This is a genomic window from Zhihengliuella salsuginis, assembly GCF_014651715.1.
Classification (GTDB): Bacteria; Actinomycetota; Actinomycetes; order Actinomycetales; family Micrococcaceae; genus Zhihengliuella; species Zhihengliuella salsuginis.
On sequence record NZ_BMXK01000012.1, the window covers coordinates 19008 to 43450 of the forward strand.

The window sequence follows — 24443 nt, forward strand, 5'->3', positions numbered from 1 at the left end:
GGCGACGGGGCACCCTCGTCTGTGCCGACATTGGTGGACGTCACGGGGATGCACGAGCGCGGAGGCCGTCCCGCGTTCGTGGACTATCTTGTACGCGTTTGGGACGCTCGCAGTTTCATGCTGCACGAAGCACGGTCGAAAGTGGACGAAGCGGGCAAGCGGCAGTACCTGGGCAATCTCTGGCTCATCATCAACCCGATCCTCGACGGTGCGATGTTCTACTTCGTCTTCGGCGTCATCCTGAACATTGAGAAGGGCATTCCCAACTTCATCGCCTTCCTGCTCGTCGGCGTCTTCTTCTTCCAACTGACGTCCAAGTCGGTAAATTCCGCCGCCGCAACTCTCCTGAATTGGAAGAAGAACACCTCCGGTGCCCCACTACCGCCAATCACCGGGCCACTGAGCGCCGTGGTAAGGGTCTGGTTGACGGGATTTCCGAGCTACGTGGTCATGGTCGTCATGATCTTCGCTATTTCTCCGCCGGAACAGATCAGTTGGATTGTCCTCCTGGTCTTGCCGGTCATCGGGCTGCAGATCATGTTGGCGACCGGCATCGCTCTGGTCTCGGCCCATTTTGTCGGCCTTGTGCCCGACGTGCAGAATCTCCTCCGAGCGGCGACTCGGGCCTGGATGTTCGGGTCGGGCGTCATGTTCGCTGCTGATCGGTTCCTCGGCGTACATCCCATCATTGATTTCTTGGTGCATTGGAACCCCATGTACTGGGTCCTCGAATACGTTAGGTCTGCATTGGTCTACAACGAAGTACCCGTGGGCGAGGGCTGGTACATCATGGCGTTGTGGGCGGTGCTTCCCTTACTCGTCGGGTCATGGTTGATCTGGCGCCAGAGCGACAACTACGGGATGAACGGGGGCTGACGTGAATCGACAGACAAGAGTCCGTCCAACGCTGCTGCTGCACGAAGTCTCCGCGTCAAAGCATCAAGGGCGCGGCAAGAGTGAGTTCACGGCCAAACTGAACACCTTGACATTCATGGCATTGCCCGGCGAATCGGTAGGGATTCTCGGCAGTCGACGCGACGGCGCCCAACTGGTGACTGAGCTTGTCGCCGGCAGCAAAGACCCCGAGCAGGGAAAGATCTATATTGATGGTGACCCCGTCGTCCTGGACGCTCCCGGTGCCTTCCTCTCCGAGGAAACGTTGCGGTTCAATGCCGTCAGGTTCGCCATGGCTCACGGGATGAGCGGGCAACGCGTCCGGAGCGCTGTCGCCATCGTGGCTCAGGAAGCGGCACTCGACGACGCGGTTTTCGATGACCAAGTTCGCAACATCGACCATCAGACTGTAGAGCGGGTGCGGTTCTACTTGGCGTTGGCCACGGGAACCAAGGCACTCGTCATCGACGACTCTGAGGTCCTGTTTGAACTGCTCCAGAACGAGTGGGAGCAGAAGAAGGTGGAGGCCTTCTACGGACGTGGCGGCTCAATGATTCTGGTCAGCAATGACATTCGTCACTTGAGTCCATTGGCGGGGCGTATTTGCTGGCTCCACGAAGGGAACTTCATCATGGATGCGGAGACTGCCACCGTTAAGCGTTGGCGAACTCAGTTGGCAAAGGCCGAACGCGAAAAGGACACCAAGCGCGCGGGTCAGCTGGTGCGTCGATTCCAAGCTGAGTACGAACCACCGGCGCTCTCGCTCAGGGGGAACGCCAGAAGGCGCACGACATAGACGATCGGTATATCTGCTGACAGCGGATCTTCATTTGACCCGGCTGCCGGCGACCGGGGCAGATTCTCCTCAACGCCATCCGTATCTACGACGACAGAAAGCCTCATGAGTATCGACAAGTCCTACTCCGGTTCTCCTCTCGACCGAGCGCTGGCCTACAGCCTGACCGAGAACAAAGATTCGGTCGTCGAAGAGTTCCTTCGGTTGCGTTCGAGCGAGGCCTCTCTGGCCAAGCGTGCGCAGTCCCTCGAGCGTGCGCTGCAGCAATCCAAGGCCGATCAAGCGCAGCTGAAGCAGGATCTGGAGAGACTCTCCCGCCGAAACGAGCGGCTTCGGGAGCTGTACGACAATCAGACGGCACGCGTCGAAAAGTTCAAGGCGGCCTACGAGAGGCTGCGCGACGATCCCGCGATCAAAGTCTCGAAGGCCGTCGCGCGCCCTCAAGCGATTGCGGCCAGGCTCTGGACGAAGGCCCGGGGTGCTGGCAGGTCGGCACCAGGCAACCAAGCTGAAAAGCCAATGTCCGTGACATCAGGCCCCCCGTCCGGCGGTATCCACGCTGCCTCGTCGAGTTCGGTTCCCTTTGCACCCAGTACCGGCGGCGGCCCGGCTGAAGTCACGTGCAAGTCTCTGCTGGCCGACGCTCGACAGGCTTACTTCGTTCGCGGCGGCGTTCTCGCAGCCCGCGACATACTGGCACGGATGCCTGACGATGACGGATTCGAAGGCTCCGGCTATGAACCGACTGATCGCGATCGCTCGTTTATCGATCAAGTCCACGGTCTTGCGCGTTTCGTCGACAGTCTGCCGTACGTCCCGCCGCAAAGCAGCACACCCGGATATCAGCCCGTCGCGCGGCGCATCATGTACTGCGCCCACAGCACCGGCGAATTCAATTCGAACGGATACTCGACCCGAACCTCGGGGCTGGTCAGCGGGCTCGCCGCCAACGGCGAAGACGTGTTCGTCGCGGCCCGGCCGGGATATCCGTGGGACAGCAAGACAAGTGGCCCCTCGCTGGAGACGAAGCGGTCCAACCGGATTCACGAGGGTGTGCGATACGTCTACAACCCGGGGCCGAATGTCGCCCGGACCCCGCTCGACACATACCTGCATCAGGCGGCGGATGCGTACGTCCGCGAAGCTGTGATCAACCGGCCCGCACTTATCCAGAGCGCCTCGAATCATCTCACCGCGCTGCCGGCCCTGCTGGCGGCCCGCCGCCTCGGTGTTCCCTTCGTCTACGAAGTCCGTGGCCTCTGGGAGATCACCGAGGCGGCCGCCAAGGGCGAGGCATGGACGTCGACCGAGAAGTTCGGCATCGCCCGTGACCTCGAATCGCTCGTGGCCCGGGAGGCGGACCAGGTCCTGGCCATCACGGAGGAGGTGCGTGACGAACTCATCCGTCGGGGTGTTTCAGCGGACCGCATCCGGTTGGTCCCGAATGCCGCGGACCCTGCCAAGTTCGTTCCCGTCTCCCGCGACCGGTCGCTCGCCGCGAGGCTCGGGATCGAACCGGGGCACTTCGTCATCGGCTACGCGGGCAGCATGGTGTCCTACGAGGGTCTCGATCTCCTCGTCGATGCCTTCGCAGAGTTGGCTGATCGAAATCCGGATGCCCGACTGCTCCTGGTCGGTGACGGGCCTTCCCTGGAGTCCTTGAAGCGACAGGTCAGGGAGCTGGACCTGATGTCGAGGGTCGTGTTCACGGGACGGGTCGATTCGGGCGACATTCCCGCATACCTGAGCCTCTTCGATGCGGCGCCGTGCCCCCGTGTGAGCAATGTCGTCACGGAGATGGTTTCACCCTTGAAACCCCTCGAGGCGATGGCCGCAGGCATCGCCGTCGTCGGCTCCGACGTCGCTCCGCTGAGGCATCTCCTCGGTGCAGTTGGGGAGAGGGGTCTCCTGTTCGACGCCGGGAACGCGGCGCACCTGGCGGAACGGCTCGCGGAGTTGATGGATGACGAATCGCTGAGAGCCGACCTGGGCAGAGCCGCACGGTGGTGGACGGTGCACGAACGTTCGTGGGAGGCCATCGCCGACCGGGTCGCCGCGGCCCACGCTCCGCTTCTCGCGGCCGTGGAAACGGGTGGGTCCCGCCCCGGCCTGGAGTCGGGGCGCGAGCGGCCTCTCGCCTCCATTCGCCTCGGCATCATTGCTGACGAGTTCACGACCAAGAGCCTCGAAGCAGAATGCGATCTGGTCCCCATGGACCGGGACACCTGGGGCCGGCAGCTCGATGAGGACGGGATCGACGCCCTGCTGGTCGAATCGGCGTGGGAAGGCAACGGCGGCCAGTGGCGACGGGGTGTCGGCTTCTATACCGACGAAGAATTCGAACCGCTGCGCTCACTCCTCGCCACCTGTCGCGAACGGGGGATCCGGACGATCTTCTGGAATAAAGAGGACCCGGTCCACATCGACCGGTACGTTCCGACTGCAGCGCACTTCGACCACGTCTTCACGACGGATGCCGACTGCATTCCGCGGTACGCGTCCGGGAGAGATACCAAATCGATCGCCGCACTGCCGTTCTTCGCGCAACCGCAGCTGCACAATCCGACGCCGAGCGCACGAGACTACGATCATTCGGTCGCCTACGGCGGTTCCTACTACGGTGACCGTTACCCGGACCGCTCGAAGGAGCTGGCTCGGATGCTCGGAGAGATCAGCGAGCACGGTCTGACGATCTACGACCGCCAGGTGAACCATCCGGGAAGCCCCTACCAGTTCCCGGGCGCGCTCGCTCCCTTCGTGCAGGGCGGGTTGCCGTATGCGGAGATGGTGGAAGCGTACAAGTCCCACCCCGTGCATGTGAATGTGAATTCCGTCGCCACGTCGCCGACGATGTTCTCGCGACGGGTGATGGAGCTTGCGGCGTGCGGAACTCCGATCATCACGGGATCGGGGACGGGGGTGCCGACGTTCTTCGCGCCCCACCTGCCCTTGGCAACGAGCCCGGGGGAGGCGGGCCTCCTCGCGAACTACTGGCTGAACAACGAAGGTGGACGGAACCATGACGCGTGGGTCCTCCACCGGCTGGTCTACCGGGCGCACCTGGCCGGGCACCGGCTCGCGCTCATGCTGCGCACGGCGGGAATCCCAGTCGCGGGCCCCCGTCTGGACGACTACGCCCTCATTCTCGACGACGTGTCGGAGCAGACCGCTGGGGACGTGCTGCGCCAGACCCACCGGCCTTCCGTCGTCGTCTGCGCAGGCGGCGACGGCCCCGGGGCTGACCTGCTGGTGCGTGCCGGCGTTCAGGTCCTGTCCGAGGTCCCGGAAGGGCTGCTGACGGCGTGGTTCGGCCCGTATCTCGGTGACGACCTCCTCGGGGAGGACCTCTGCCGCGGTGCATGGCTGAAGTCCCTCACCGGCGATTCGACTACCCGAACGGTCCAGGCCGGACCGCGTGACCTGTCGACTCCCGGGCATGCGCTCATCGAGGAAGGTATCGCGGAAGAGGGGTGGCCCTGGCTGGGGGCAGAACCGGTCGACGGGGAACGTGTCGTCCTGCTCCGCCGCGAGTTGACCACGCGAACGTCGGCGGAGGAGGCCGCCGCCGAGGTGTCTCAGCCGGCGTCGCAGACGATCCTCGTCGCCGGCCACGACCTCAAATTCGCGGGGTCGCTGATCGGGCGCCTGCGCGGGCGCGGCCACAGGCTCCTGTTCGACGAATGGGAGGACCACGGGAAACACGATCCGGAGGTCAGCCACCGGCTGCTCGAGCAGGCGGACATCGTTTTCTGCGAGTGGTCGCTCGGAAATGCCGAGTGGTACGCCCGGAACTGCAGGGACGGCCAGCGTCTGGTGGCGCGCTTCCACTCGCAGGAGCTTTTCACTCCATACCCGGAGCGCACCCAGCTCGGACGGATCGACCAGACCGTCTTCGTCGGCGGTCTTGTGGAGCAGATGGCGACGTCCCGGTACCGGTACGCCCGCGGGACGACCGTCGTCGTACCTAACGCCGTCGACAGTTCCTACTTCGGGTCGGACAAGGCGGACGGGGCACGGTTCAACCTCGGACTGGTCGGCATCGTTCCGATGCAGAAGCATCTCGACCGCGCGCTGGATGTGCTCGCCGAGCTGCGCAGGCACGACGACCGCTACCAGTTGTTCGTCAAAGGCCGGACACCAGAGGACTATCCGTGGATGCTCAAACGCGAACGCGAGATGGCCTACTACGATGCCCAGCAGTCCCGAATCCAGAACGACCCGCTGCTGCGCGGAGCCGTCCATTTCGACGGTCACGGTGATGACATGCCCGAGTGGTACCGGAAGATCGGGATTGTGCTGTCGGTCAGCGATTTCGAGTCGTTCCATCTGACCCTGGCCGACGGCGGCGCCTCCGGGGCGCTGCCCGTCTCCTTGGCATGGCCCGGCGCGGAGCAGATCTATCCTGAGCACTGGCTCCACCTCACGACGGACGATATGGCCGCCACCATCGCCGCCGTGGTGGGCGACGATGAGGCCTACGCCAGTGCGACGGAGCACGCCCGCCAGTACTGTCGTCGGTTCGAGGAATCAGCGGTCCTCGACCAGCTGGAAGCCGTGGTTGTCGGCCCGTAGCGCCAGCGGGGCGGGAAGCCGGCTCAGGAGAGGTACAGGCCGAGGGCGACCAGCGGGACCGCGGCGACCGCGATGATCAGGATCGCCCTTGCGACGAGGCGCTTGCGCGCGATCTTGTCCGCCGTAGGTGCCTGCGAGATCAGCTTGATGAAGCCGGTGTCCTCGTGCGGTTCCGCGGGCCCGGCGCTATGCCGCGTCGTGCCGAGCAGCGGGGCCGCATCGAACGGCGGCAGGAAAGGGTCCGGATAGCCCGTCCGGATGGCGAACCGGCCCTCCTGCCGTGCATGGCGCGCCCCGGGGACGACGCCGTCTGCGTCGGTCCTGGAGCCCTGCGAAGCCTGACGGCCCATCAATTGCCCTTACTGTCGGTACGGTCCTGCCCGTCCGATCTTACGCGCGGGTAGAACAGGGCCGGAATTCGGCACCGCGGCCGCGTGTCAGCAACCCGGCTACCAGCGGTGCCATGGGATAGGCTGGAACGAGCAGAGTCTGCGGTGAGAATGCCGCGACGGCCGAGGCGAAGACGCCCAACCCTCCTGTGGCAGCGAAGGGTGACGGCCGGCGAATCGTGAATTGAATGGGATAGACGTGCAGCAGAAACTCGCCACCGGCGTGTCCGGTGCCAAAGCGTGGTTGAAGCAGGCCGAGACGGTTCTTGCCAACCACAGTGACCGCCTCGATGCGATCAACGTCTTCCCCGTTCCCGACGGCGATACCGGAACCAATCTCTACGAGACCGTGAAGGTCGCCTCCCAAGCGGCGCAAGCGGTCGAGACGGACTCGGATCTCGGCCTCGTCTTGTCCGCGGCCGCGCAAGCGGCCCTGGAGGACGCCCGCGGAAATTCCGGCACACTCCTGTCGGTCTTCCTCGTCGGGTTCGCCGAACCCCTGCAGGGGCAGGCGCGCCTGAACCTCACGTTGCTGGCCGAATCCCTGGATCGCGGGCAGCTCCGCAGCTGGTCCGCTCTGACGGACCCGGTTCCCGGGACCATGCCGACGGCGATGACGGCAGCCAGCCGGGCGGTGTTCTCCGCGTTGCAGGAGGCGGAGGCGAGCGCCGAGCCGCATTCCCGCGCCGCGCTGCTGCACGGGCTGGACGCCGCCATTGACGCGACGAGGACCGCGGTCGTCCAGTCCGAGGCGCAGATCGATTCGCTGGCGGCGGCCCGCGTGGTCGACTCGGGGGCCGTGGGCTTCCTGCTGGTGCTCGAGGCGATGAAGGCGGCGGTCGCCGGATCTGAAGTCGGCGAAGAGGTATTGGACGGGTTCCCCGGCTACGGTATCCAGGACCCGCACGTGCACCGTTCAGTGCCGGTCGAGGAGGGGGTGGAGGTCATGTGCAGCATGAGTCTCAGCCCGCTCGATGCCGCCCTCCTGCGCGCCCGGCTCGACGACGTGGGCGAGTCCGTGATCATCAGCGCACTTCCCGGCGGCGAGGAGGACGAGGCCCGCTGGCGCATCCACGTCCACGTCCCGGAGGAAGAGACGACCCTGGAGATGCTGAAGACCTTCGGCGAGCCGGAGAACGTCAGCGTCACCGCCCTGAGCACGTCGGACTCCTGCGCCTGAACGCATGGTCACCGAGCAGCTGGAGGCAGCGGGGCGGATGCTCCAGAGCCCCCTCGAACAGATCCTCGCCCCCAAGACCGCCTTGTCCCTGGCCGAGACGCTCGGGCGCGCGACGGTCGGCCAGCTCCTGGGTTATTTCCCGCGCAGATACGCCGAACGGGGCGCGCTCGCGGAGATTTCGACGGCGGCGCCCGGGGAGAGCGTGACGCTCGTCGGCTACGTGGTCGACGCGCGCAGCCGCTACATGCGGAGCCGCCGCGGCAAGATCTACGAATTCCTGCTCGCCGCCGATCCGTCCGACACCGGGGACGTCATCACGGTGTCCTTCTTCAACAACCGGTCGCTGGAGCGGGTCCAGCGGGGGACCCGCCTGCTGGTCTCCGGCACCGTCTCCGTCTACCGCGACAAGCGCAGCCTCAGCCACCCCGACTTCGAGATCCTGTCCGACGACGACGGGTCCGCCGAGGGTGCCGTCGACGTCCGCCCGGTCCCGATCTACCCGGCGACGAAGAAGGTGAGCAGCGAGCTCGTCCGGAAGAGCATCCGCAAGATCCTGGCCGCCGGGCTGCCCGAGACACTGCCCGACCCGCTGCCGGCCGAACTGCGCCGGGCCGAGGGGCTCATGCCCTACGGGGACGCACTGCGGACCATCCATTCCCCGGACGAGGTCAAGGACGCCTACCGTGCCCGGCACCGTTTCAAGTTCGAGGAGGCGTTCCTCCTCCAGACGGTCCTGGCGACGCGACGCGCGGCGCACCAGTCCGAACCGGCCTCGGCGCGCCCCGGCCGCCCCGACGGTGTGTTGGCCGCCTTCGACGCGCGGCTGCCGTTCGCGCTCACCTCCGGCCAGCAGGAGAACGGAGAGGTGATCTCCGCCGAGCTGGCCACGACCCGACCCATGAACCGGCTCCTCCAGGGCGAGGTCGGATCGGGCAAGACGGTCGTGGCGCTGCGGGCGCTGCTGCAGGTCGTCGATTCCGGAGCGCAGACCGCGTTCCTGGCCCCCACCGAGGTCTTGGCGGAGCAGCATTTCCGGTCCATCAACGAACTGCTCGGCGACCTGGGCGGCGCCGGCACGCTGGGTTCGGACCCGCTGGCCATCCGCGTCGAGCTCCTCACCGGATCGATGACCCAGTCGACCAAGAAGCGGGTGCTGCTGGGTCTGGCCTCGGGGGAGGTCGACCTCGTGGTCGGCACCCACGCGCTGCTCTCCGAGCACGTCGGCTTCGCCGAGCTGGGGATGATCGTCGTGGACGAACAGCACCGGTTCGGGGTCGAGCAGCGGGACGCCCTGCGCCAGCGCGCATCCACGGCCCCGCACGTCCTGATCATGACCGCGACGCCGATCCCGCGCACCGTGGCGATGACGAGTTTCGGCGACCTGGCGGTCTCCACGCTCACGGAGCTGCCGGCCGGCCGGCAGCCGATCCGGTCCCACGTCGTCGCCCTGGACAGCCACCCCGGCTGGGAGCAGCGGATCTGGGAACGGGCGCGTGAGGAGATCGACGCGGGACGTCAGGTCTTCGTGGTGTGCCCGCTGATCGACGAGCCGTCCTCCGACCCCGGCGACGGCCCGCCCCGGGCCTCGGTCGAGAGCACGTTCGGGCACCTGCAGCAGCAGGCGGACCTCGCCGGGTGCCGCATCGGGAAGCTCCACGGGGGCATTCCCGGCGATGAGAAGGAGGCGGCGATGCTGGCCTTCGCGGCCGGCGACATCGACCTCCTGGTCGCGACGACCGTGATCGAAGTCGGCGTCAACGTGCCCAACGCGACGCTGATGATCGTGCTCGACGCCGACCGGTTCGGCATCGCCCAACTGCACCAGCTTCGCGGCCGGATCGGCCGGGGGAGCCACGAGAGCCTCTGCCTGCTCGTCACCGCGCTGCCCGAGGGGCATCCGTCCGTGGAACGGCTGACGAAGGTCGCGAGCACGACGGACGGCCTCGAGCTGAGCGAGTACGATGTCGAAACGCGCAAAGAGGGCGATATCCTCGGAGCGGCGCAGAGCGGCGGCGTCAGCAGCCTCACCCTGCTGCGCGTCGTCCAGGACCGCGCATTGATCGAACGGGCCCGCCAGGCCGCCTTCGAGCTCGTCAGCCGCGATCCGCAGCTCGCCGGCGAGCCCGTCCTCCGCCAGACCATCGCCTCCCTGGATGAGGAGAGCAAAGAGTACCTCGAACGCGCCTGAGAGATCGGCGCGCGCGAAACACCGAAGGGAGACGTCAAGACATGAGCCGCATCATCGCCGGCACCGCGGGTGGGCTGTCGCTGGGCAACGTCTCAGGCGACGGCACCCGTCCCACCACCGACCGGGTCAAGGAGTCGGTCTTCTCCCGGCTGGAGCACTGGGACGCCTTCAGCGGCGCCAGCGTGCTGGACCTGTTCGCGGGCAGCGGCGCGCTGGGGCTGGAGGCCATGAGCCGGGGCGCCCACCACGCCGTCCTCGTCGACGCCGCGTCGGCCGCCGTCAAGGTATCCCAGGCCAACGCCCGGCGGGTGGCGAAGTCGCTCGGCCGGCCGGACGCGATCCGCGTGGTGAAGGGCAAGGCGCCCGGCGTCCTCTCCAGCATCGACGGCGACTGGGACCTCGTCTTCGTCGATCCGCCCTACCCGATGGCCGAGAACGAGCTCGCGCACGTGCTGGAGACGATCGCACCGCGCCTGCGTCCCGACGCCGTCGTCGTGGTCGAACGCTCCAGCCGGTCGCCGGAACCGGTCTGGCCCGCGGGGCTCAAGCCGCTCTCCGAGAAGAAGTACGGCGAGACCCGCGTCTACTACGTCGAACCGGTCGCCTAGCCCGAGAAGCGGTCCAGATCCGGGCCGGACAGCGTCGTCGCCGGGTGCGGGCCGGCTGCCGCGATGGAGTCCCGCGCCGCGACCGGGATCGGCGCCTGCGCGGCCGCGGCGATGATGTTCCCGGCGTACCGGGTGGTGAAGAGGTTCGACGCGCCGGTGGCGAGGACGTCGCCGAAGACCCCCTGCAGGGCGCGCAGCTGGCCGCGCGCGAAGTGCATGCCCTCGTCGTCGCCCAGGTTGACGATCAGCAGGCCGTCCGTTGCGAGCAGGCGGCCCAGCAGCCCGTAGAACTCGCCGTTGGCCAGGTGCTGCGGCGAGTCGCCGCCGGTGAAGATGTCCAGCACGACGACGTCCCAGGGCTCGCGTGGGCCGCCCTCCGCGAGCAGGTCCTCGACGTGGTCCCGCGCGTCGGCGACGACGGAGTCGACCCGCGCACCGGCGGGCAGCGGCACGTGGGTCAGCACGAAACTGACCAGTTCGCGCTCGATGTCGACGACGCACTGCTCGCTGCCCGGCCGCGTGAGGGCCAGCCGGCGCGGGAGGGTCAATGCGCCGGCGCCCAGATGCAGGGAGCGGAGCGGCCGGCCGGGTTCGAACAGGGCGTCGATCACGTGCGCGGCCCGGGCGAGGTACTCGTAGAAGATGTCCTCCTGCCGGTTCAGCAGCACGTGCGACTGCTCGGCCCCGTCGACTTCGAGGATGACCGCGTCCGGGTCGAGCGGATCGGGCAGGATCCGGGCGACGGTTCCCGACGCCATCGAGAGGGAGCGGGTCACACCATCAGCTCCGGCAGGCGCTTCAGGCGCTCCGCGGCCTCCTGGAGCACGTCCTCGCGTTTGCAGAACGCGAACCGCAGCAGCGACGAGTAGTGGCGGGCCTCGTGGGGTTGGACGAATGCGCTGACCGGGATCGCCGCGATCCCGAGCTCCTCCGGCAGCCGGTAGGCCAGGGCGGAGGCGTCCTCGAAACCGAGCGAGGAGACGTCGGCGATCGCGAAGTACCCCGCAGCCGGGTCCGACACGGTCAGGCCCGCCGAGCGGAGGGCGGCTACCAGGACGTCCCGGCCCGCTCGGAGTCGGTCGGCCTGCCCGCGGAAGTAGGCGTCGTCGTACGCGAGACCCTGTGCGACGGCGGCCTGGAACGGGCCGCCCGACGAGTAGCTGAGGAACTGCTTGACCGAACGGACGGCCGTGATGAGCTCCGCCGGGCCCGTGACCCAGCCGACCTTCCACCCGGTGAGGGAGAACGTCTTGCCCGCCGATCCGAGCGTCAGCGTGCGCTCGGCCGCGCCCTCGATGGCGGCGACCGGCAGGTGGGGGCCGTCGAAGACCAGGTGCTCGTACACCTCGTCGCTGAGGATCAGTGCGCCGACCTCGGCCGCGCGGGAGACGATGCGCTCGAGGGTGCCCCGCGAGAGCGCGGTGCCGGTGGGATTGTGCGGGGTGTTCACGATCACGAGCCGGGTCCCGGCGGTGATCGCGGCATCGATCTCCTCATCCGCCGGGGCGAAGTCCGGCCACCGCATCCCCACCGTGGCGTGTTCGCCGCCGGCCAGCCCGATCATCGCCGCATAGGAGTCGTAGAAGGGCGAGAGGGTCACGACCCGGTCGCCGGGGGAGACGAGAGCGAGGATGGAGGCCGCGATCCCCTCGGTGGCACCGGTGGTCACGAGGACGTTGCGCCCGGCGTCCAGATCACGGCCGTAGAACCGCCGCTGGTGGTCGACGATGGAATCGCGCAGCGCGGGCAGGCCCAGGCCCGGGGCGTACTGGTTGAGGCCGCCGTCGCCGAAAGCGGACCGGATGGAACGCTCGGCGATCCGCTTGAGCTCCTCGGGACCGTCGGTGTCGGGAAACCCCTGGCCCAGGTTGATGGCCCCGTGCTCGAGAGCGAGGGCGGTGAGCTCCTCGAAGATCGTCGGCTTGATGGATCCGTCGGCGCCGAGAAGGTTGGCACCGGTGGCGGCTCGCTGCCACGGCGCCGTTGTCTGCGGGGTGGGCTGGTGGTTCACGGTCGGATCCTTCGCAGTCAACGGTCGGGTGCTGGGGTGCGCCCGGCCGGAGGCCGCAACGCGCTACTCGAGAAGCTTAGGCGCGGCAGGAAACAGATGCATGCTGCGCGCGCCGGAGACCGCCACCCGGCCCGGCCGGGGACGCGCGCGGCAGCCGCGGAGGGCGGTTGTCACGCCGGGTGTCGGCTGAGACGAAATCATTGCTTGTCGGGTAGATTCGATGAGTATGAGACGAGCTGTCTGCCCGGGATCCTTCGACCCGATTCACAAAGGGCACATCGAGATCATCGCGCGGGCTACCGCGCTCTTCGACGAGGTCATCGTGGCTGTATCCACCAACTACGCCAAAAAGTACCGTTTCGACGAAGACGAGCGCATCGGCATCGCCCGGCAGACCCTGTCCTCGCTCGCCGGGATCACCGTGCAGCCGATGGGGGACGGCCTGCTGGCGGAGTACTGCCGGGAAGTCGGCGCCAACGCCATCGTCAAGGGGCTGCGCAACGCGACGGACTACCAGTACGAGGCGCCGATGGCGGCCATGAACCGGCACCTGACCGGTGTGGAGACGGTGTTCCTGCTGGCCGACAACCAGTACACGCACGTGTCCTCGACGCTCATCAAAGAAGTTCACTCCCTGGGCGGGGACATCGCGGACTATGTTCCGCGCGCGGTGTTGAGCCGCTTGAACTCCTCGCGCTGACAGCCCGCGCCGGGGCTGCGGTACCCGGTGCGCACCGAAATTCATGTAGACGACGGAAGGACCTGGAGAATGGCGCAAGCCCGACAGATTACCAAGGCAGTCATCCCCGCAGCGGGACTGGGAACGCGATTCCTGCCGGCGACGAAAGCCATGCCGAAGGAGATGCTGCCGGTCGTCGACCGTCCCGCCATCCAGTACGTCGTCGCGGAGGCGGTACGGGCAGGGCTCGAAGACGTCCTCATGATCACGGGCCGCTCGAAGCGGGCCCTCGAAGACCACTTCGATCGCGTGCCGGGACTCGAGGCCAGCCTGATCGCCAAAGGCGACGACGCGAAGCTCGCCCTCGTGAACGAGGCCACCGCGCTCGGCGACATCCACTTCGTGCGCCAGATCGATCCACAGGGCCTCGGCCACGCGGTCCTCTGCGCCAAGCGCCACGTCGGCGACGAGCCGTTCGCCGTCCTGCTGGGTGACGACCTCATCGGCGAGCAGGAGGCTCTGCTCGAGGAGATGATGGAAGTGCAGCTCGCCACCGGAGGCTCCGTCGTCGCACTGATGGAGGTCGACCGCGAGGCGATCAGCTCCTACGGCTGCGCGGACGTCGAAGCGGTCGACGGGCAGGACTACGTGAAGGTCAACGGGCTCGTCGAGAAGCCGGCGCCGGAGGACGCTCCCTCCAACCTTGCGGTGATCGGGCGCTACGTCCTCTCGCCCAAGGTGTTCGAGGTGCTGGAGAAGACCGGCCCGGGCCGCGGCGGCGAGATCCAGCTCACCGATGCCCTCGAGACCCTGGCCCAGGACGAGGGGCCGGGCGGCGGTGTCTACGCCGTCACGTTCACCGGCCGCCGCTACGACACCGGCGACAAGCTCAGCTACCTGAAGGCGGTCGTCGAACTGGCCTGCGCCCGCGAGGACCTGGGGTCCGGCCTGAAGCCGTGGCTGAAGGAATTCGCCAAAGAGCTGTAGGTCACGGAGCACAGCCCCTGTCTGGCCTGCGCCGTCGGGTGCCGCCGTGGGAGAATAGGCGCAGCCCGACGCGCCGTGTCGGCCGAGTTTGGGCGAACCGCCAATAGCGGCTACGATGTAATGTCGGTCTATGTTCTACAGGAGTTCCCATCAGCGACAAGCGAAATGATCACCCGTCGTCACACGGAGTCGATCGCAGCTCGCCGTTGACCTTCTCGGTCAAGGACCTCGGGCGCAGCCCGGGGAGCATGAGAACTCTGGAGGACACGATCGCCGCACCGGCAGAACTCGGTGTGGCCCTGATCGGCGCAGCAAAGGGATCGGATGTCGATCTCGAGCTGCGTTTCGAGGCCGTGCACGAGGGGGTCCTCGTCACCGGAAAGGCATTCGTCGAGATCACAGGCGAATGCGGTCGGTGCCTCGGCCCCATCGAGTACGAGCTGGAGGCCGATTTTCAAGAGCTCTTCTACTACGACGCCGCCGAGGCGTCGGAAGACGAAGAAGCAGAACAGTATGTGGTCCAGGACGACTTCGTCGACGTGGAGCCCTTGCTGAGGAACGCAGTGGTGACCGCACTGCCGTTCCAGCCGGTGTGCCGGGAAGACTGTGAAGGCCTCTGCCCTGAATGTGGGATACGCCTTGATGAGGATCCGGACCACCACCATGAGGTCCTTGATCCTCGCTGGGCAGCCCTGAGCGGATTGCTCGGCACCACCGCCGATGAGGCGGATCAGAGTAACGATTCAGTCGAGAGAGAAGAGAGTTAGCCGTGGCTGTTCCGAAGCGGAAAATGTCTCGCGCCAATACCCGCGCACGCCGTTCCCAGTGGAAGGCCACCGCGCCGAACCTGGTCAAGACCGTTGAGAACGGCCGCGTCACGTACAGCCTGCCGCACCAGGCCAAGGTCGTGACCGATTCTGCTGGCACCGAGCTGTTCCTTGAGTACAAGGGCCGCAAGGTAGCAGACGTCTAAATACGTCTGATGCCAGCATCAGAAGACCTGTTGAAGCGTCTCGGAGTCGATATCGACTCCGAGACGCTTCGTCTTGCCCTGACACACCGCTCCTACGCGTACGAGCACGGCGGGATCCCCACGAACGAGCGCCTGGAATTCCTCGGCGACTCGGTGCTGGGATTCAGCGTGACCGAATACCTGTACGCGCGGTACCCCGACCTGCCCGAGGGCGACCTGGCCAAGCGGCGGGCCGCCGTCGTGAGCACGCGCGCCCTCGCCCGCGTGGCGCGCGAGTTGTCGCTGGGCCAGTTCGTCTACCTGGGCCAGGGGGAGAAGCTCACCAACGGCGCCGACAAGTCCTCCATCCTCGCCGACACCACCGAGGCCCTCATCGGCGCGACGTTCCTCAGCCAGGGGATCGACGTCGCTAAGGACTTGGTCCTGCGCCTGATGGCGCCGCTCATCGACGAGGTGGAGAACCTGGGCGCCGGGATCGATTGGAAGACCGCGATCCAGGAGATCGCCGCGGCCCGCAAGCTGGGACAGATCCAGTACGTGGTCGAGGGCTCCGGTCCGGATCACGCGCGAGTCTTCGTCGCAACGCTGACGATCGGCGGGACCGCCTACGGCACCGGCACCGGCCCCTCCAAGAAGGAGGCGGAGCAGGAAGCCGCCGCCTCCAGCTGGCACCTGCTGAACCCGGACGCCGCGGCCTCCGCGCAGTCGTGACCCGCTGACATGCCGGAACTCCCCGAAGCCGAGGTCGTCCGCCGCGGCCTGGCCCGCTGGTTCGCCGGCCGCAGCATCTCCCATGCCACGGTCCTCGATCCCCGCTCGCTGCGCAGGCACGACGGCGGCGCCCCCGCCTTCACCGCCGAGCTCACCGGCCGCCGTGTCCTGGCCGCCGTACGCCGCGGCAAATTCCTCTGGTTCCCCCTCGCTCCCGAGAACGGCGACATCCCGCGGCGTGCGCTGGTCGCCCATCTCGGCATGAGCGGGCAACTGCTCATGCAGTCCTCGCACCTGGCCGAGCCGAAGCACCTGAAAGTCCGCCTGCTGCTGGGGGAGGGCGCCGCGTCCCCGGAGCCGGACCCCGCGGACCTGCCGGACGAGCTGCGCTTCGTGGACCAGCGGATCTTCGGCGGCATGCACATCGCCGACCTCGTGCCCACGGCGGACGGCGGCCCAGGCGGCGACGGCGCGCCGCTGCCCCTGCTTCCGGCGCCCGCCTCCCACATCGCGCGGGACGTGCTCGACCCCCTCTGGACTGCGGGGGGCTTCCACGGCGCGCTGACCCGGCTCCCCAGCGGACGGGGCCGGACGACCGGCATCAAGCGCGTCATCCTCGACCAGGGGGTCGTCTCCGGGGTCGGAAACATCTACGCGGACGAGGCCCTCTGGGAGGCCCGACTCCACTACGACAAGCCGGCGGCGGGCCTGCGCAGGCCGCAGAGCGAGGCCCTGCTGGAGGCGCTGATCGAGGTCATGCAGCGGGCCCTGGACGAGGGCGGCACGTCGTTCGACGCGCTCTACGTGAACGTGAACGGCGAGAGCGGCTACTTCGCCCGATCGCTCCAGGCTTACGGCCGGGAGGGGCAGCCCTGTCGCCGGTGCCAGCGGGCGATGGTCCGCGAGCCCTTCATGGGCCGTTCCTCGTACCGCTGCCCGCACTGCCAGCGCCGCCCGCGCCTGCAGAGTTCTCACAGCAAAAAGGTCTAGAGTAGAACGGTTCGCTTTTCAATCGGTGACTGCTGGCAGGGGGAACCAGCGACGGCTTGTGCCGTGCGCCCTTCTCTCCCGCGCCGACGTCCTTCGACATCTAGGAGTCTTGCGCGTGCCACGCCCCGACCTGCCGGCGAAATACACGCCGCGCCACCAGGCCGTGCCCCGGCGCCGCCGCGGGCGGACGGCGCTCTTCGTCAGCCTCGCCGTCGTCCTGGTGCTGGTGCTGGGCGCGGGCGGATACGTTGTCAGCCTGATGAGCACGTTCTCGTCCAAGACGCAGACGATCGACGCCGGCCTCGGCACTCGACCGGTCGACGAGAAGGAGCTCGAAGGGCCGCGGAACATCCTGCTACTCGGCTCCGACTCACGCGGTGACGGCAACGATCTGGCCGCGGTGAAGGGCGAGGACGGGCTGCGGTCGGACACGATGATGATCGTGCACATCCCCGAAGACCGCGAGGACGTCTACATCATGTCGATGGTCCGCGACCTCTACGTCGAGATTCCCGGACACGGCCAGCGCAAGGTCAACGCGGCGCTGAACCTGGGCGGCTACCCGCTGGTGGTCGAAACCATGGAGGAGCTCATCGGCGCGCCGATCGACAACGTCGTCTCCGTCGACTTCGAGGGCTTCAGCGCCCTGACGGAGGCCCTCGGCGGTGTCACGGTCGACAACCCCAACGAGTTCTGCACAGGTCACGCCCGGCCGACCTGCTTCGAGAAGGGCGACATCCATCTCGAGGGCAACGACGCGCTCCGCTTCGTGCGCGAACGCAAAGCCTTCCTCGAGGGCGACTTCCAGCGCGTGGCGAACCAGCAGCTCTTCATCAAGGCCGTCATGCGCCAGTTCCTCAACACGGAGACGCTCTCCAACCCGGTGCGCATCTACGACATCGTCGACAAATTCTCCGAATACCTCACCGTGGACGACACCCTGGACTCGGCCACCATGGTCGGTCTCATCAGCACGGTCAAGGACGTCCGAACGGATGACGTCCACTTCTTCACCATCCCGACGGGCCCGCCAGACCAGGTCGGCGGCGCGGAGATCATCACCCAGGACCCCGAGGCGATGACGGCCCTCAGGGAGGCGCTGCTGTCCGACGACCTGCGCGGCTTCCTCGAGGACGGGGACTGGACGAACGCCTACGGGAATCCGATCACCGGTGGAACGAGCGGCACGGAGGCCCCCAGCACCCCCGGGAGCGAGGCTCCCGCAGGAGACGGCACCGGCGTGGGAGAGTAGAGGACGTGAAAGTTCTGCTCCTGACGCATTCCTACGACCCCGAGGTCACCGCCCCGCAGCGTCGTTGGAACGCGTTCGTCTCGGCCTTCCGCGCGCGTGGATGGGACGTGGACGTCGTCGTACCGGCGGCCCACCCCGAGCGGACGCCCACGCACGTACGACCCGGCGCCTACGGCCGCGTCCTGCACCGGGAAACCGGACGCCACGGCGAACGGATCCTGCGGGTCCCGCTGGCGCGGCACACCGAATCCAGGCTCAGCAAGCTCGTGTCCAACCTCGCGAGTTCGGTGCTGGCCGTTCCGCGGTCGCTGCTCGCGGGACGGCCCGACGTCGTGATCGTCACCGTGCCGGCCCTGCCGAACATCGCTGCCGGGTACGCCGTTTCGCGGATCTGGCGCCGTCCCCTCGTCGTCGACATGCGCGATGCCTGGCCCGACCTCGCCCGGGACGCCAACGTCGTGACATCGCCGGAGCCGGGTGTCATGGAGACGATCGTCTCGTTCGTCCAACGGCGGGCGGAGGCTGTGGTCTCGGTCACCAACGGGTTCGCCGATCTGCTCCGGGCACGCGGGGCCCGGCGGGTCGCGGTCGTGCCCAACGGCGTGCTCCGGAATCGGATGCCCCGGCTTGCGGAGCCGTCCTCCGCGTCGCCGGAGCGTCCGCTGCGGGTCCTGTATCTCGGCAACCACGGGGAGAGCCAGGGACTCGAGGTCCTGATCGACGCGGCCCGCCGCTGCGGCGACGGCGTCCACCTGCGGCTGGTCGGCACGGGGACCCAGAAGCAGCACCTGCAGGACTACGCCGCCGGGACGGGATCCCGGGTCGAGTTCCTGGACGCGACCCACGACGACCAGACTCTGGCCCAGTACGACTGGGCGGACACCACCGTGGTCTCCCTGCGGGACGACTGGCCGAGCTTCGAGTGGACGATCCCCTCGAAGACCTACGAACTGCTCGCCGTCGGCAAGCACATCACAGCGGTCGTCCGTGGGGAAGCGGCGGACGTCCTCACCGAGGCCGGCGGGGCCGACGTCGTTCCTGCGGACCCCGAGGCCGTCGCCGAGCTCTGGCGAGGCCTGCACCAGCACCCGGAACGGCTCCAGGTCGGAGACCGGGGCCGTGCCTGGGTGGCGGAGCACCGCAACCTGGCCCACCTCGGCGCGGACTTCGCGGACCTCGTAGCGGAGACCGTTTCGAAGCGGAAGGCCGATTGATGAAGTCCACCCTGGAAGGGCGTCACGTTGTGTCGCAACGAGCACTCAACCTGAGACTCGCCGCTTCGACTGCGCGGCAACACCTCGGAGACGACCCCGCCGGACTTGTCCTGCAGATCTCGCGCCGACTGCCTGCCGGACTGGTACAGCCTGCCGCCGGACTCATCGCCAAGGGGTTCATCCGACATGACTCGGTGGTCGGCGGCATCGCGCGCACCGTGCAGGGCCGCGACCGAGAGGTCCACGAGGACCTGCTCCGGGCAGTTTCGGAGATCCGCGACGGAGGTCCCGCGAGGGGCTCGGCATCGGTGCGGGCCGTGCGCCTCGCGGATGTCGCCGTCGGCATCGGTGCGTTCGATATTGCTCGGGAGCTGCTGGATCTGGCACCGGATTCGCAGGCGCGCGCGGTGACCCGCGCGCGCCTGCACTGGCAGCAGGGCGATATGAGCGAAGCGATCGCCGCGCTTGCCACCGCCGGCCGTCGAGGACGGAGACTGCGCGCCCGGTACGCAGCGGAGAAGAGGGTTTTCGATGGTTGGGAACCGGTGCTTCCCCAGACGTCGACCGCGGGTGGGACGCGTGCGGGCAGCGTCCTGCACGTACTGACCAACTCGCTGCCGCACACAGGATCCGGCTACGCGCAGAGATCCCATTCGATCCTGACGGCCGAACGCGATCTCGGCTGGAGTGTTTCGGCGGTCACGCGCCTGGGGTGGCCGGTTCTGGTCGGCAGGCCGATGGCCGGCAGCAGCGATGTCGTCGACGGCGTCCTCTACCGGCGGCTGCTGCCAGGACGGATTCCGGAGGAGCTGGACGGCCGGCTCCAGCTCTACGCCGAGGCCCTGGCCGACGTGGTCCGCGAAGCCAAGCCGGCGGTCCTCCACACGACCACTGACTTCTTCAACGCCGTCGTCGTCCGCGCCGTGGCCCGCGCGTTCGGCCTGCCCTGGGTGTACGAGGTCCGCGGTCAGCTCGCCGACACGTGGGCCTCGACCCGGGGACCGGACGCCTACGACTCGGAGAAGTACCGCCTGTTCAGGGACCGCGAGGCCCAGGCGGCCAAGGACGCGTCGGCCGTCGTGACGCTGGGCCGGGTCATGCAGTCTGAGCTCGTCTCCCGGGGTGTCGACGAGTCGCAGATCTCGGTGTGCCCCAACGCTGTCGGGGAGTCTTTCCTCCTGGAACCGGTGGATCGAATGGAGGCGATCCGGCAGCTCGGCCTCGACCCCCAGGCCACCTATGTCGGCACCGTCAGCAGCATTGTCAGCTACGAGGGACTCGACGACCTCCTCGAGGCCTTCGCCATGGTCGCCGCAGACCACCCCGACGCACGTCTGCTGATCGCCGGCGACGGCGCTGCACTGCCCGGGCTGAAGCAGCTCGCCGCACGGCTGGGGATCGAGGACCGCACCCACTTCGCGGGTCGCGTCTCCCGCGCCGATGCACACCTCTACCACCGGGCGTTGTCTGTGTTCGCCGTGCCGCGCAAGGACCTCTCGGTGACCCGGAGCGTGACGCCGTTGAAATCCGTCGAGGCATCGGCCAGTGCCAGGCCGGTGGTCGCGACGCGCCTGCCGGCTCTGGAGGAACTCGTCCACGACGGGGAGACGGGCCTGTTGTTCGAGCCGGGCTCCGTGGACGATCTGGCCTCGAAGGTGGGCAGACTCCTGGCAGATCCCGTGCTCAGGGACGGGCTCGGGCAGCGAGGCCGGGAGTGGGTCCTCGAGGAGCGGACCTGGGCGGCCAACGCGGCAAGATATGACCGGGTCTACCGCGACGTGTTGCGGTGAGAATTCCCGCTTCAGTCACGAGGCCCACTTGCGGCGATTCCCGCCCTTCCACGGGTCTCGCCTCGGGGCGAACTAGACTATGACAGGCAATGACAGCTCAGCCGGCTCAGGACCTGCCGATTCAGAGGAGAACACCACGCGCATGAACCTGCGTCGATATTTGGGCAAGTCAGCCGGGATCGTCCGGCGGAAGCTCTCGCCGGAGCAGCGCAAAGAAATCAAGCGGGTGCTGCGCCGCGGCGCAAAGACCCTGCCCGGCCCCGTGCAGCGCCGCCTCAAGGCGGCGCTGCCCATCGGGCGGGGTGTGGCACGCTCCCGTGGCCGCAGCGCCGCCCGCCCCGCTGATCCTCTCGGGCTGGCCGTCGACGCCCGGCCCGCCAATGCCGTCGCACGCTCGGGACGCGCCGCAGGGGCCGGCGGCGAGGACCCCGACCGCGCTGAGCGCCTCGTCTCCGCACTGCGCACGGCCGGACCACTCCGGCCCACTGGGCGGCGCCGCATCGCGGGAGTCCTCGGCCCCGATCTTTCCGACGCGCTGGCGGACGCCGGGTACGACGTCGTGCCGCTGGCTCCCGGGACCGCGGCGGCCACCGCGGGGGAGGCGAGCGCCGAAGTCCTCCTGATCGACCTGGAGGGGTTCACCGGGCTCTGGGCCGGCGGGCTCACGGCCGCCGGCACGGGCCTGTTCTCCGAAGTCCACGCGGCCATCGACCGCGCCCGCAGCCACGGCGCCACCGTCTGGGTCGTCGCCCGTGGGGCCGGACGGTTCACACCCGGCGGCACGGCCCTGCGTCAGGATGGACGGGTCGACCTGATCGAAGGCCCCCAGCAGGCAGAACACCCCACAGAGGACCCGGGAGACGCGCCGCGCGGAATCCTCGACATCGTCCGCAACATCATGGGAATCACCGTATGAACCAGCAGAGCCGAACCTCCGAGAAGCCCCGCGTCCTGTTGTACGGCGACGTCGACCTCAACGTCTTGGACGGATCGGCCGTGTGGCTGACGTCCATGGCGGAGGCGTGGGCGGCAGCCGGCGTCAGCGTGGACGTCCAGCTCAAGGCGTCCGAGAACCGCGACCTGCTCTCGGGCGTTCTGCGCAATCTGCCCGGCGTCGCGGTCCTCCCGGCCAGGGTCCGCGCTGGACACCAGACGATGAGCTGCGCCGAAGCCGCGGACGTGCTGGAGGAACTGGACGAGCGTGCGCCGTACGACGTCGTCTTCGTCCGCGGCATCCACATGTGCGCCGAACTCGCCGAACGCGACGCGTTCACCGGCCGCCTGTGGTCCTACGTCACCGAATTCTCCTATCCGGCCGAGTCGATGGACGCCGAACGGCGGGCCACCCTCGGCGGAATCGCCGAGGCCAGCCGTCTGGTTCTGGCGCAGACCCCGCAGGCCCGCGCCGTGCTCGAGGCCACCATTCCGGCTGCGGCCGGCCGGACCGTTGAGCTCACGCCGATGATTCCCGATGCTCTCGGCCGCGCTGGTGGCCCCGGTGGCGTCGAAGGCAGTCACGAACACGCCGACGGAGTGGCCGGCGACAGCTCCATCAACCTGGTCTACACGGGCAAGTTCGCCCGCGACTGGCGCACCGACCTCATGCCCGAGATCGTCGACGAGCTCAGGGCTCTCGGTCACGATGCGCGGCTGACGATGGTCGGCGACAAGGTGCAGCGGTCCGCGGAGGAGCCCGAATGGCCCCACCGGATGCGCGAGGTCATGGAGACTCCCCGCACCGGCGTCGACTGGGCCGGAGCGCACGACCGTGCCGGCGCGACAGCCCTCACCCGGGCCGCCGACATTTCGCTCGGCTGGCGCTCGCCCGCTCTCGACCTCAGCGTGGAGCTCTCCACCAAGGTCCTCGAGAGCTGCGCCCTGGGCGTTCCACCGCTGCTCAACCGCACGTCCTTGCACGAGGAGCTGCTCGGCGCCGATTACCCGCTCTTCGTCGACGCCGTTCACGACACTCCGGCGGATATCGCCAGGACCATCGTCGCCGCGCGGTCCCAGCTCGCCGAGCTGTCCGAACGGGTTCGCGGGCTTGCAGCCCCCTACCGCATCGCCGCCCGGGCCGACGTCCTGCGCGGCTATCTGGACCGCGTCCTGCCGGACGTCGCCCCGCAGCCGCCGGGCTCGAGTGGCGGGCGGCTGCCGCGACGTGTCCTCGTCGCCGGGCACGACCTCAAGTTCGCCGGAGAACTGATCGACCTGTTGACCTCGCACCCGGACATCGAGGTGCGTTTCGACCGGTGGACGAGCCTGCACCACCACGACGAGTCCGCGTCCCGCAGCCTCCTGGAGTGGGCCGACGTCGTCATGTGCGAATGGGCCGGGCCGAACGCCGTCTGGTATGCCCGGCACAAGAGCGACGGCCAGCGTCTGGTGGTCCGCATGCACATGTTCGAGCTCCGCGGCCGCTGGTTGGAGGACCTGGACACGACGCGCGTGGATCAGTTCGTGGCCGTTTCGCAGCTGTACAAGGAGTTGCTGATGGAGCAGCTCGAGGTCCCGTCCGAGCAGGTCACAGTGGTCCCGAATGCCGTCAGTGTTGCCGACTTGGCCCGGACCAAATCCGAGGGCGCCGAATTCCGGCTCGGACTCGTGGGTATCGTGCCGCTCCGCAAGCGTTTGGACCGCGCGTTCGACACGCTCCGCCTCCTGCGTGAGCGGGACGACCGCTACACGTTGCACATCCGGGGCAAGCTGCCGTGGGAGTACCCGCACGAGTGGCGCAAGACCGAGCAGCGCGAGGCCTACCTGGACTGGTTCGCCCGGCTGGGCCGGAGCGATATCGCCGGCGCCGTCGCCTTCGAGCCGTTCGGGGCGGACATGGGGAACTGGCTGTCCAAGATCGGCTGGGTCCTCTCGCCGAGCACGACCGAGAGTTTCCATCTGGCACCGGCCGAGGGCATGGCGAGCGGAGGCCTGCCGGTGCTGTGGGAGCGTCCGGGCGTGGAGGGGATCTTCGGGAGCGACTTCGTCGTCCCCGACACGGCCGCAGCAGCGGACTTCATCCTGCGGACCGATTCCGACCCGACGCGACGCGCCGAACTTGTCGAGCGGGCACGCCGCGTCGCCGACGGATTCGACGAACTCTCCGTGAACCGCCTCTGGCTCGGATTGCTGCTCCAACGGTGATGAGGACCTCGCTACCGGCCCTCATCCGCCGGTTCCTGTCCAGAGCCTGTGCCGACGGGGAGCGTAAC

The 24443-nt window shown here is 68.0% G+C and carries 20 protein-coding genes; 17 read left to right on the top strand and 3 right to left on the bottom strand.

Going from position 1 to position 24443, the window contains the following annotated elements:
* The first annotated feature begins 117 nt into the window (after positions 1–117).
* The 3 genes from IE069_RS13300 (at position 118) to IE069_RS13310 (ending at position 6262) form a co-directional block, all read left to right on the top strand.
* On the top strand, positions 118–876 hold the full coding sequence (locus IE069_RS13300; RefSeq protein ID WP_189351056.1) for an ABC transporter permease: 759 nt from the start codon (positions 118–120) through the stop codon (positions 874–876).
* 1 nt (position 877) lies between these two features.
* On the top strand, positions 878–1690 hold the full coding sequence (locus IE069_RS13305; RefSeq protein ID WP_189351057.1) for a hypothetical protein: 813 nt from the start codon (positions 878–880) through the stop codon (positions 1688–1690).
* Between the two features lie 105 nt (positions 1691–1795).
* Positions 1796–6262: a glycosyltransferase gene (locus tag IE069_RS13310; RefSeq protein ID WP_189351058.1), complete on the top strand. Its 4467-nt coding sequence runs from the start codon at positions 1796–1798 to the stop codon at positions 6260–6262.
* Positions 6263–6285: 23 nt separating this feature from the next.
* Here the strand turns inward: IE069_RS13310 and IE069_RS13315 are convergent, their stop codons facing one another.
* The gene (locus IE069_RS13315) at positions 6286–6612 is read right to left on the bottom strand and encodes a hypothetical protein (RefSeq protein ID WP_189351059.1); all 327 of its coding nucleotides are present in this window, start codon (positions 6610–6612) and stop codon (positions 6286–6288) included.
* A gap of 238 nt (positions 6613–6850) precedes the next feature.
* Here IE069_RS13315 and IE069_RS13320 point away from each other — a divergent pair, with 238 nt between their 5' ends.
* Genes IE069_RS13320 through rsmD form a run of 3 tightly spaced genes read left to right on the top strand, consistent with a single transcriptional unit; the run spans position 6851 to position 10627 of the window.
* The gene (locus tag IE069_RS13320) at positions 6851–7831 is read left to right on the top strand and encodes a DAK2 domain-containing protein (RefSeq protein ID WP_229791158.1); all 981 of its coding nucleotides are present in this window, start codon (positions 6851–6853) and stop codon (positions 7829–7831) included.
* 4 nt (positions 7832–7835) lie between these two features.
* A complete protein-coding gene (locus tag IE069_RS13325) occupies positions 7836–10019 on the top strand; it encodes an ATP-dependent DNA helicase RecG (protein WP_229791159.1) in 2184 nt (727 codons plus the stop codon).
* Between the two features lie 41 nt (positions 10020–10060).
* The gene (gene rsmD / locus IE069_RS13330; RefSeq protein WP_189351060.1) at positions 10061–10627 is read left to right on the top strand and encodes a 16S rRNA (guanine(966)-N(2))-methyltransferase RsmD; all 567 of its coding nucleotides are present in this window, start codon (positions 10061–10063) and stop codon (positions 10625–10627) included.
* Here rsmD and IE069_RS13335 read toward each other — a convergent pair.
* Positions 10624–11403: a spermidine synthase gene (locus tag IE069_RS13335; protein ID WP_189351061.1), complete on the bottom strand. Its 780-nt coding sequence runs from the start codon at positions 11401–11403 to the stop codon at positions 10624–10626. The two genes, rsmD and IE069_RS13335, sit on opposite strands and share 4 nt — an antisense overlap.
* The gene (locus IE069_RS13340) at positions 11400–12638 is read right to left on the bottom strand and encodes an aminotransferase class I/II-fold pyridoxal phosphate-dependent enzyme (RefSeq protein WP_189351062.1); all 1239 of its coding nucleotides are present in this window, start codon (positions 12636–12638) and stop codon (positions 11400–11402) included. The genes IE069_RS13335 and IE069_RS13340 overlap by 4 nt, the downstream gene beginning before the upstream one ends.
* Before the next feature lie 226 nt (positions 12639–12864).
* Between IE069_RS13340 and coaD the strand changes: the two genes are divergently transcribed.
* The 11 genes from coaD to IE069_RS13395 all read left to right on the top strand — a co-directional run bounded on the left by coaD (position 12865) and on the right by IE069_RS13395 (position 24375).
* Positions 12865–13338, top strand: coding sequence for a pantetheine-phosphate adenylyltransferase (gene coaD, locus IE069_RS13345; protein WP_189351063.1), 474 nt, complete (start codon positions 12865–12867; stop codon positions 13336–13338).
* 69 nt (positions 13339–13407) lie between these two features.
* Positions 13408–14304: a UTP--glucose-1-phosphate uridylyltransferase GalU gene (galU, locus tag IE069_RS13350; protein WP_189351064.1), complete on the top strand. Its 897-nt coding sequence runs from the start codon at positions 13408–13410 to the stop codon at positions 14302–14304.
* 206 nt (positions 14305–14510) lie between these two features.
* Positions 14511–15071: a YceD family protein gene (locus tag IE069_RS13355; RefSeq protein WP_189351065.1), complete on the top strand. Its 561-nt coding sequence runs from the start codon at positions 14511–14513 to the stop codon at positions 15069–15071.
* Between the two features lie 2 nt (positions 15072–15073).
* A complete protein-coding gene (gene rpmF / locus IE069_RS13360; protein ID WP_013348816.1) occupies positions 15074–15277 on the top strand; it encodes a 50S ribosomal protein L32 in 204 nt (67 codons plus the stop codon).
* A gap of 9 nt (positions 15278–15286) precedes the next feature.
* Positions 15287–15988, top strand: coding sequence for a ribonuclease III (rnc, locus tag IE069_RS13365; RefSeq protein ID WP_189351066.1), 702 nt, complete (start codon positions 15287–15289; stop codon positions 15986–15988).
* Positions 15989–15997: 9 nt separating this feature from the next.
* A complete protein-coding gene (gene mutM, locus IE069_RS13370; protein ID WP_189351067.1) occupies positions 15998–16978 on the top strand; it encodes a bifunctional DNA-formamidopyrimidine glycosylase/DNA-(apurinic or apyrimidinic site) lyase in 981 nt (326 codons plus the stop codon).
* A 115-nt stretch (positions 16979–17093) separates the two neighbouring features.
* Positions 17094–18230, top strand: coding sequence for an LCP family protein (locus IE069_RS13375; protein ID WP_189351068.1), 1137 nt, complete (start codon positions 17094–17096; stop codon positions 18228–18230).
* 5 nt (positions 18231–18235) lie between these two features.
* Positions 18236–19444 carry a glycosyltransferase family 4 protein gene (locus IE069_RS13380; protein WP_189351069.1) on the top strand — a complete coding sequence of 403 codons (1209 nt, stop codon included), beginning with the start codon at positions 18236–18238 and terminating at the stop codon, positions 19442–19444.
* A 194-nt stretch (positions 19445–19638) separates the two neighbouring features.
* Positions 19639–21234: a glycosyltransferase gene (locus IE069_RS13385; protein WP_229791160.1), complete on the top strand. Its 1596-nt coding sequence runs from the start codon at positions 19639–19641 to the stop codon at positions 21232–21234.
* Between the two features lie 142 nt (positions 21235–21376).
* Positions 21377–22150 carry a hypothetical protein gene (locus IE069_RS13390; RefSeq protein ID WP_189351071.1) on the top strand — a complete coding sequence of 258 codons (774 nt, stop codon included), beginning with the start codon at positions 21377–21379 and terminating at the stop codon, positions 22148–22150.
* Entirely contained in the window at positions 22147–24375 is a 2229-nt protein-coding gene (locus IE069_RS13395) for a glycosyltransferase (RefSeq protein ID WP_189351072.1), read from the top strand. Before IE069_RS13390 ends, IE069_RS13395 begins: the two co-directional genes overlap by 4 nt.
* Positions 24376–24443: the final 68 nt, after the last annotated feature.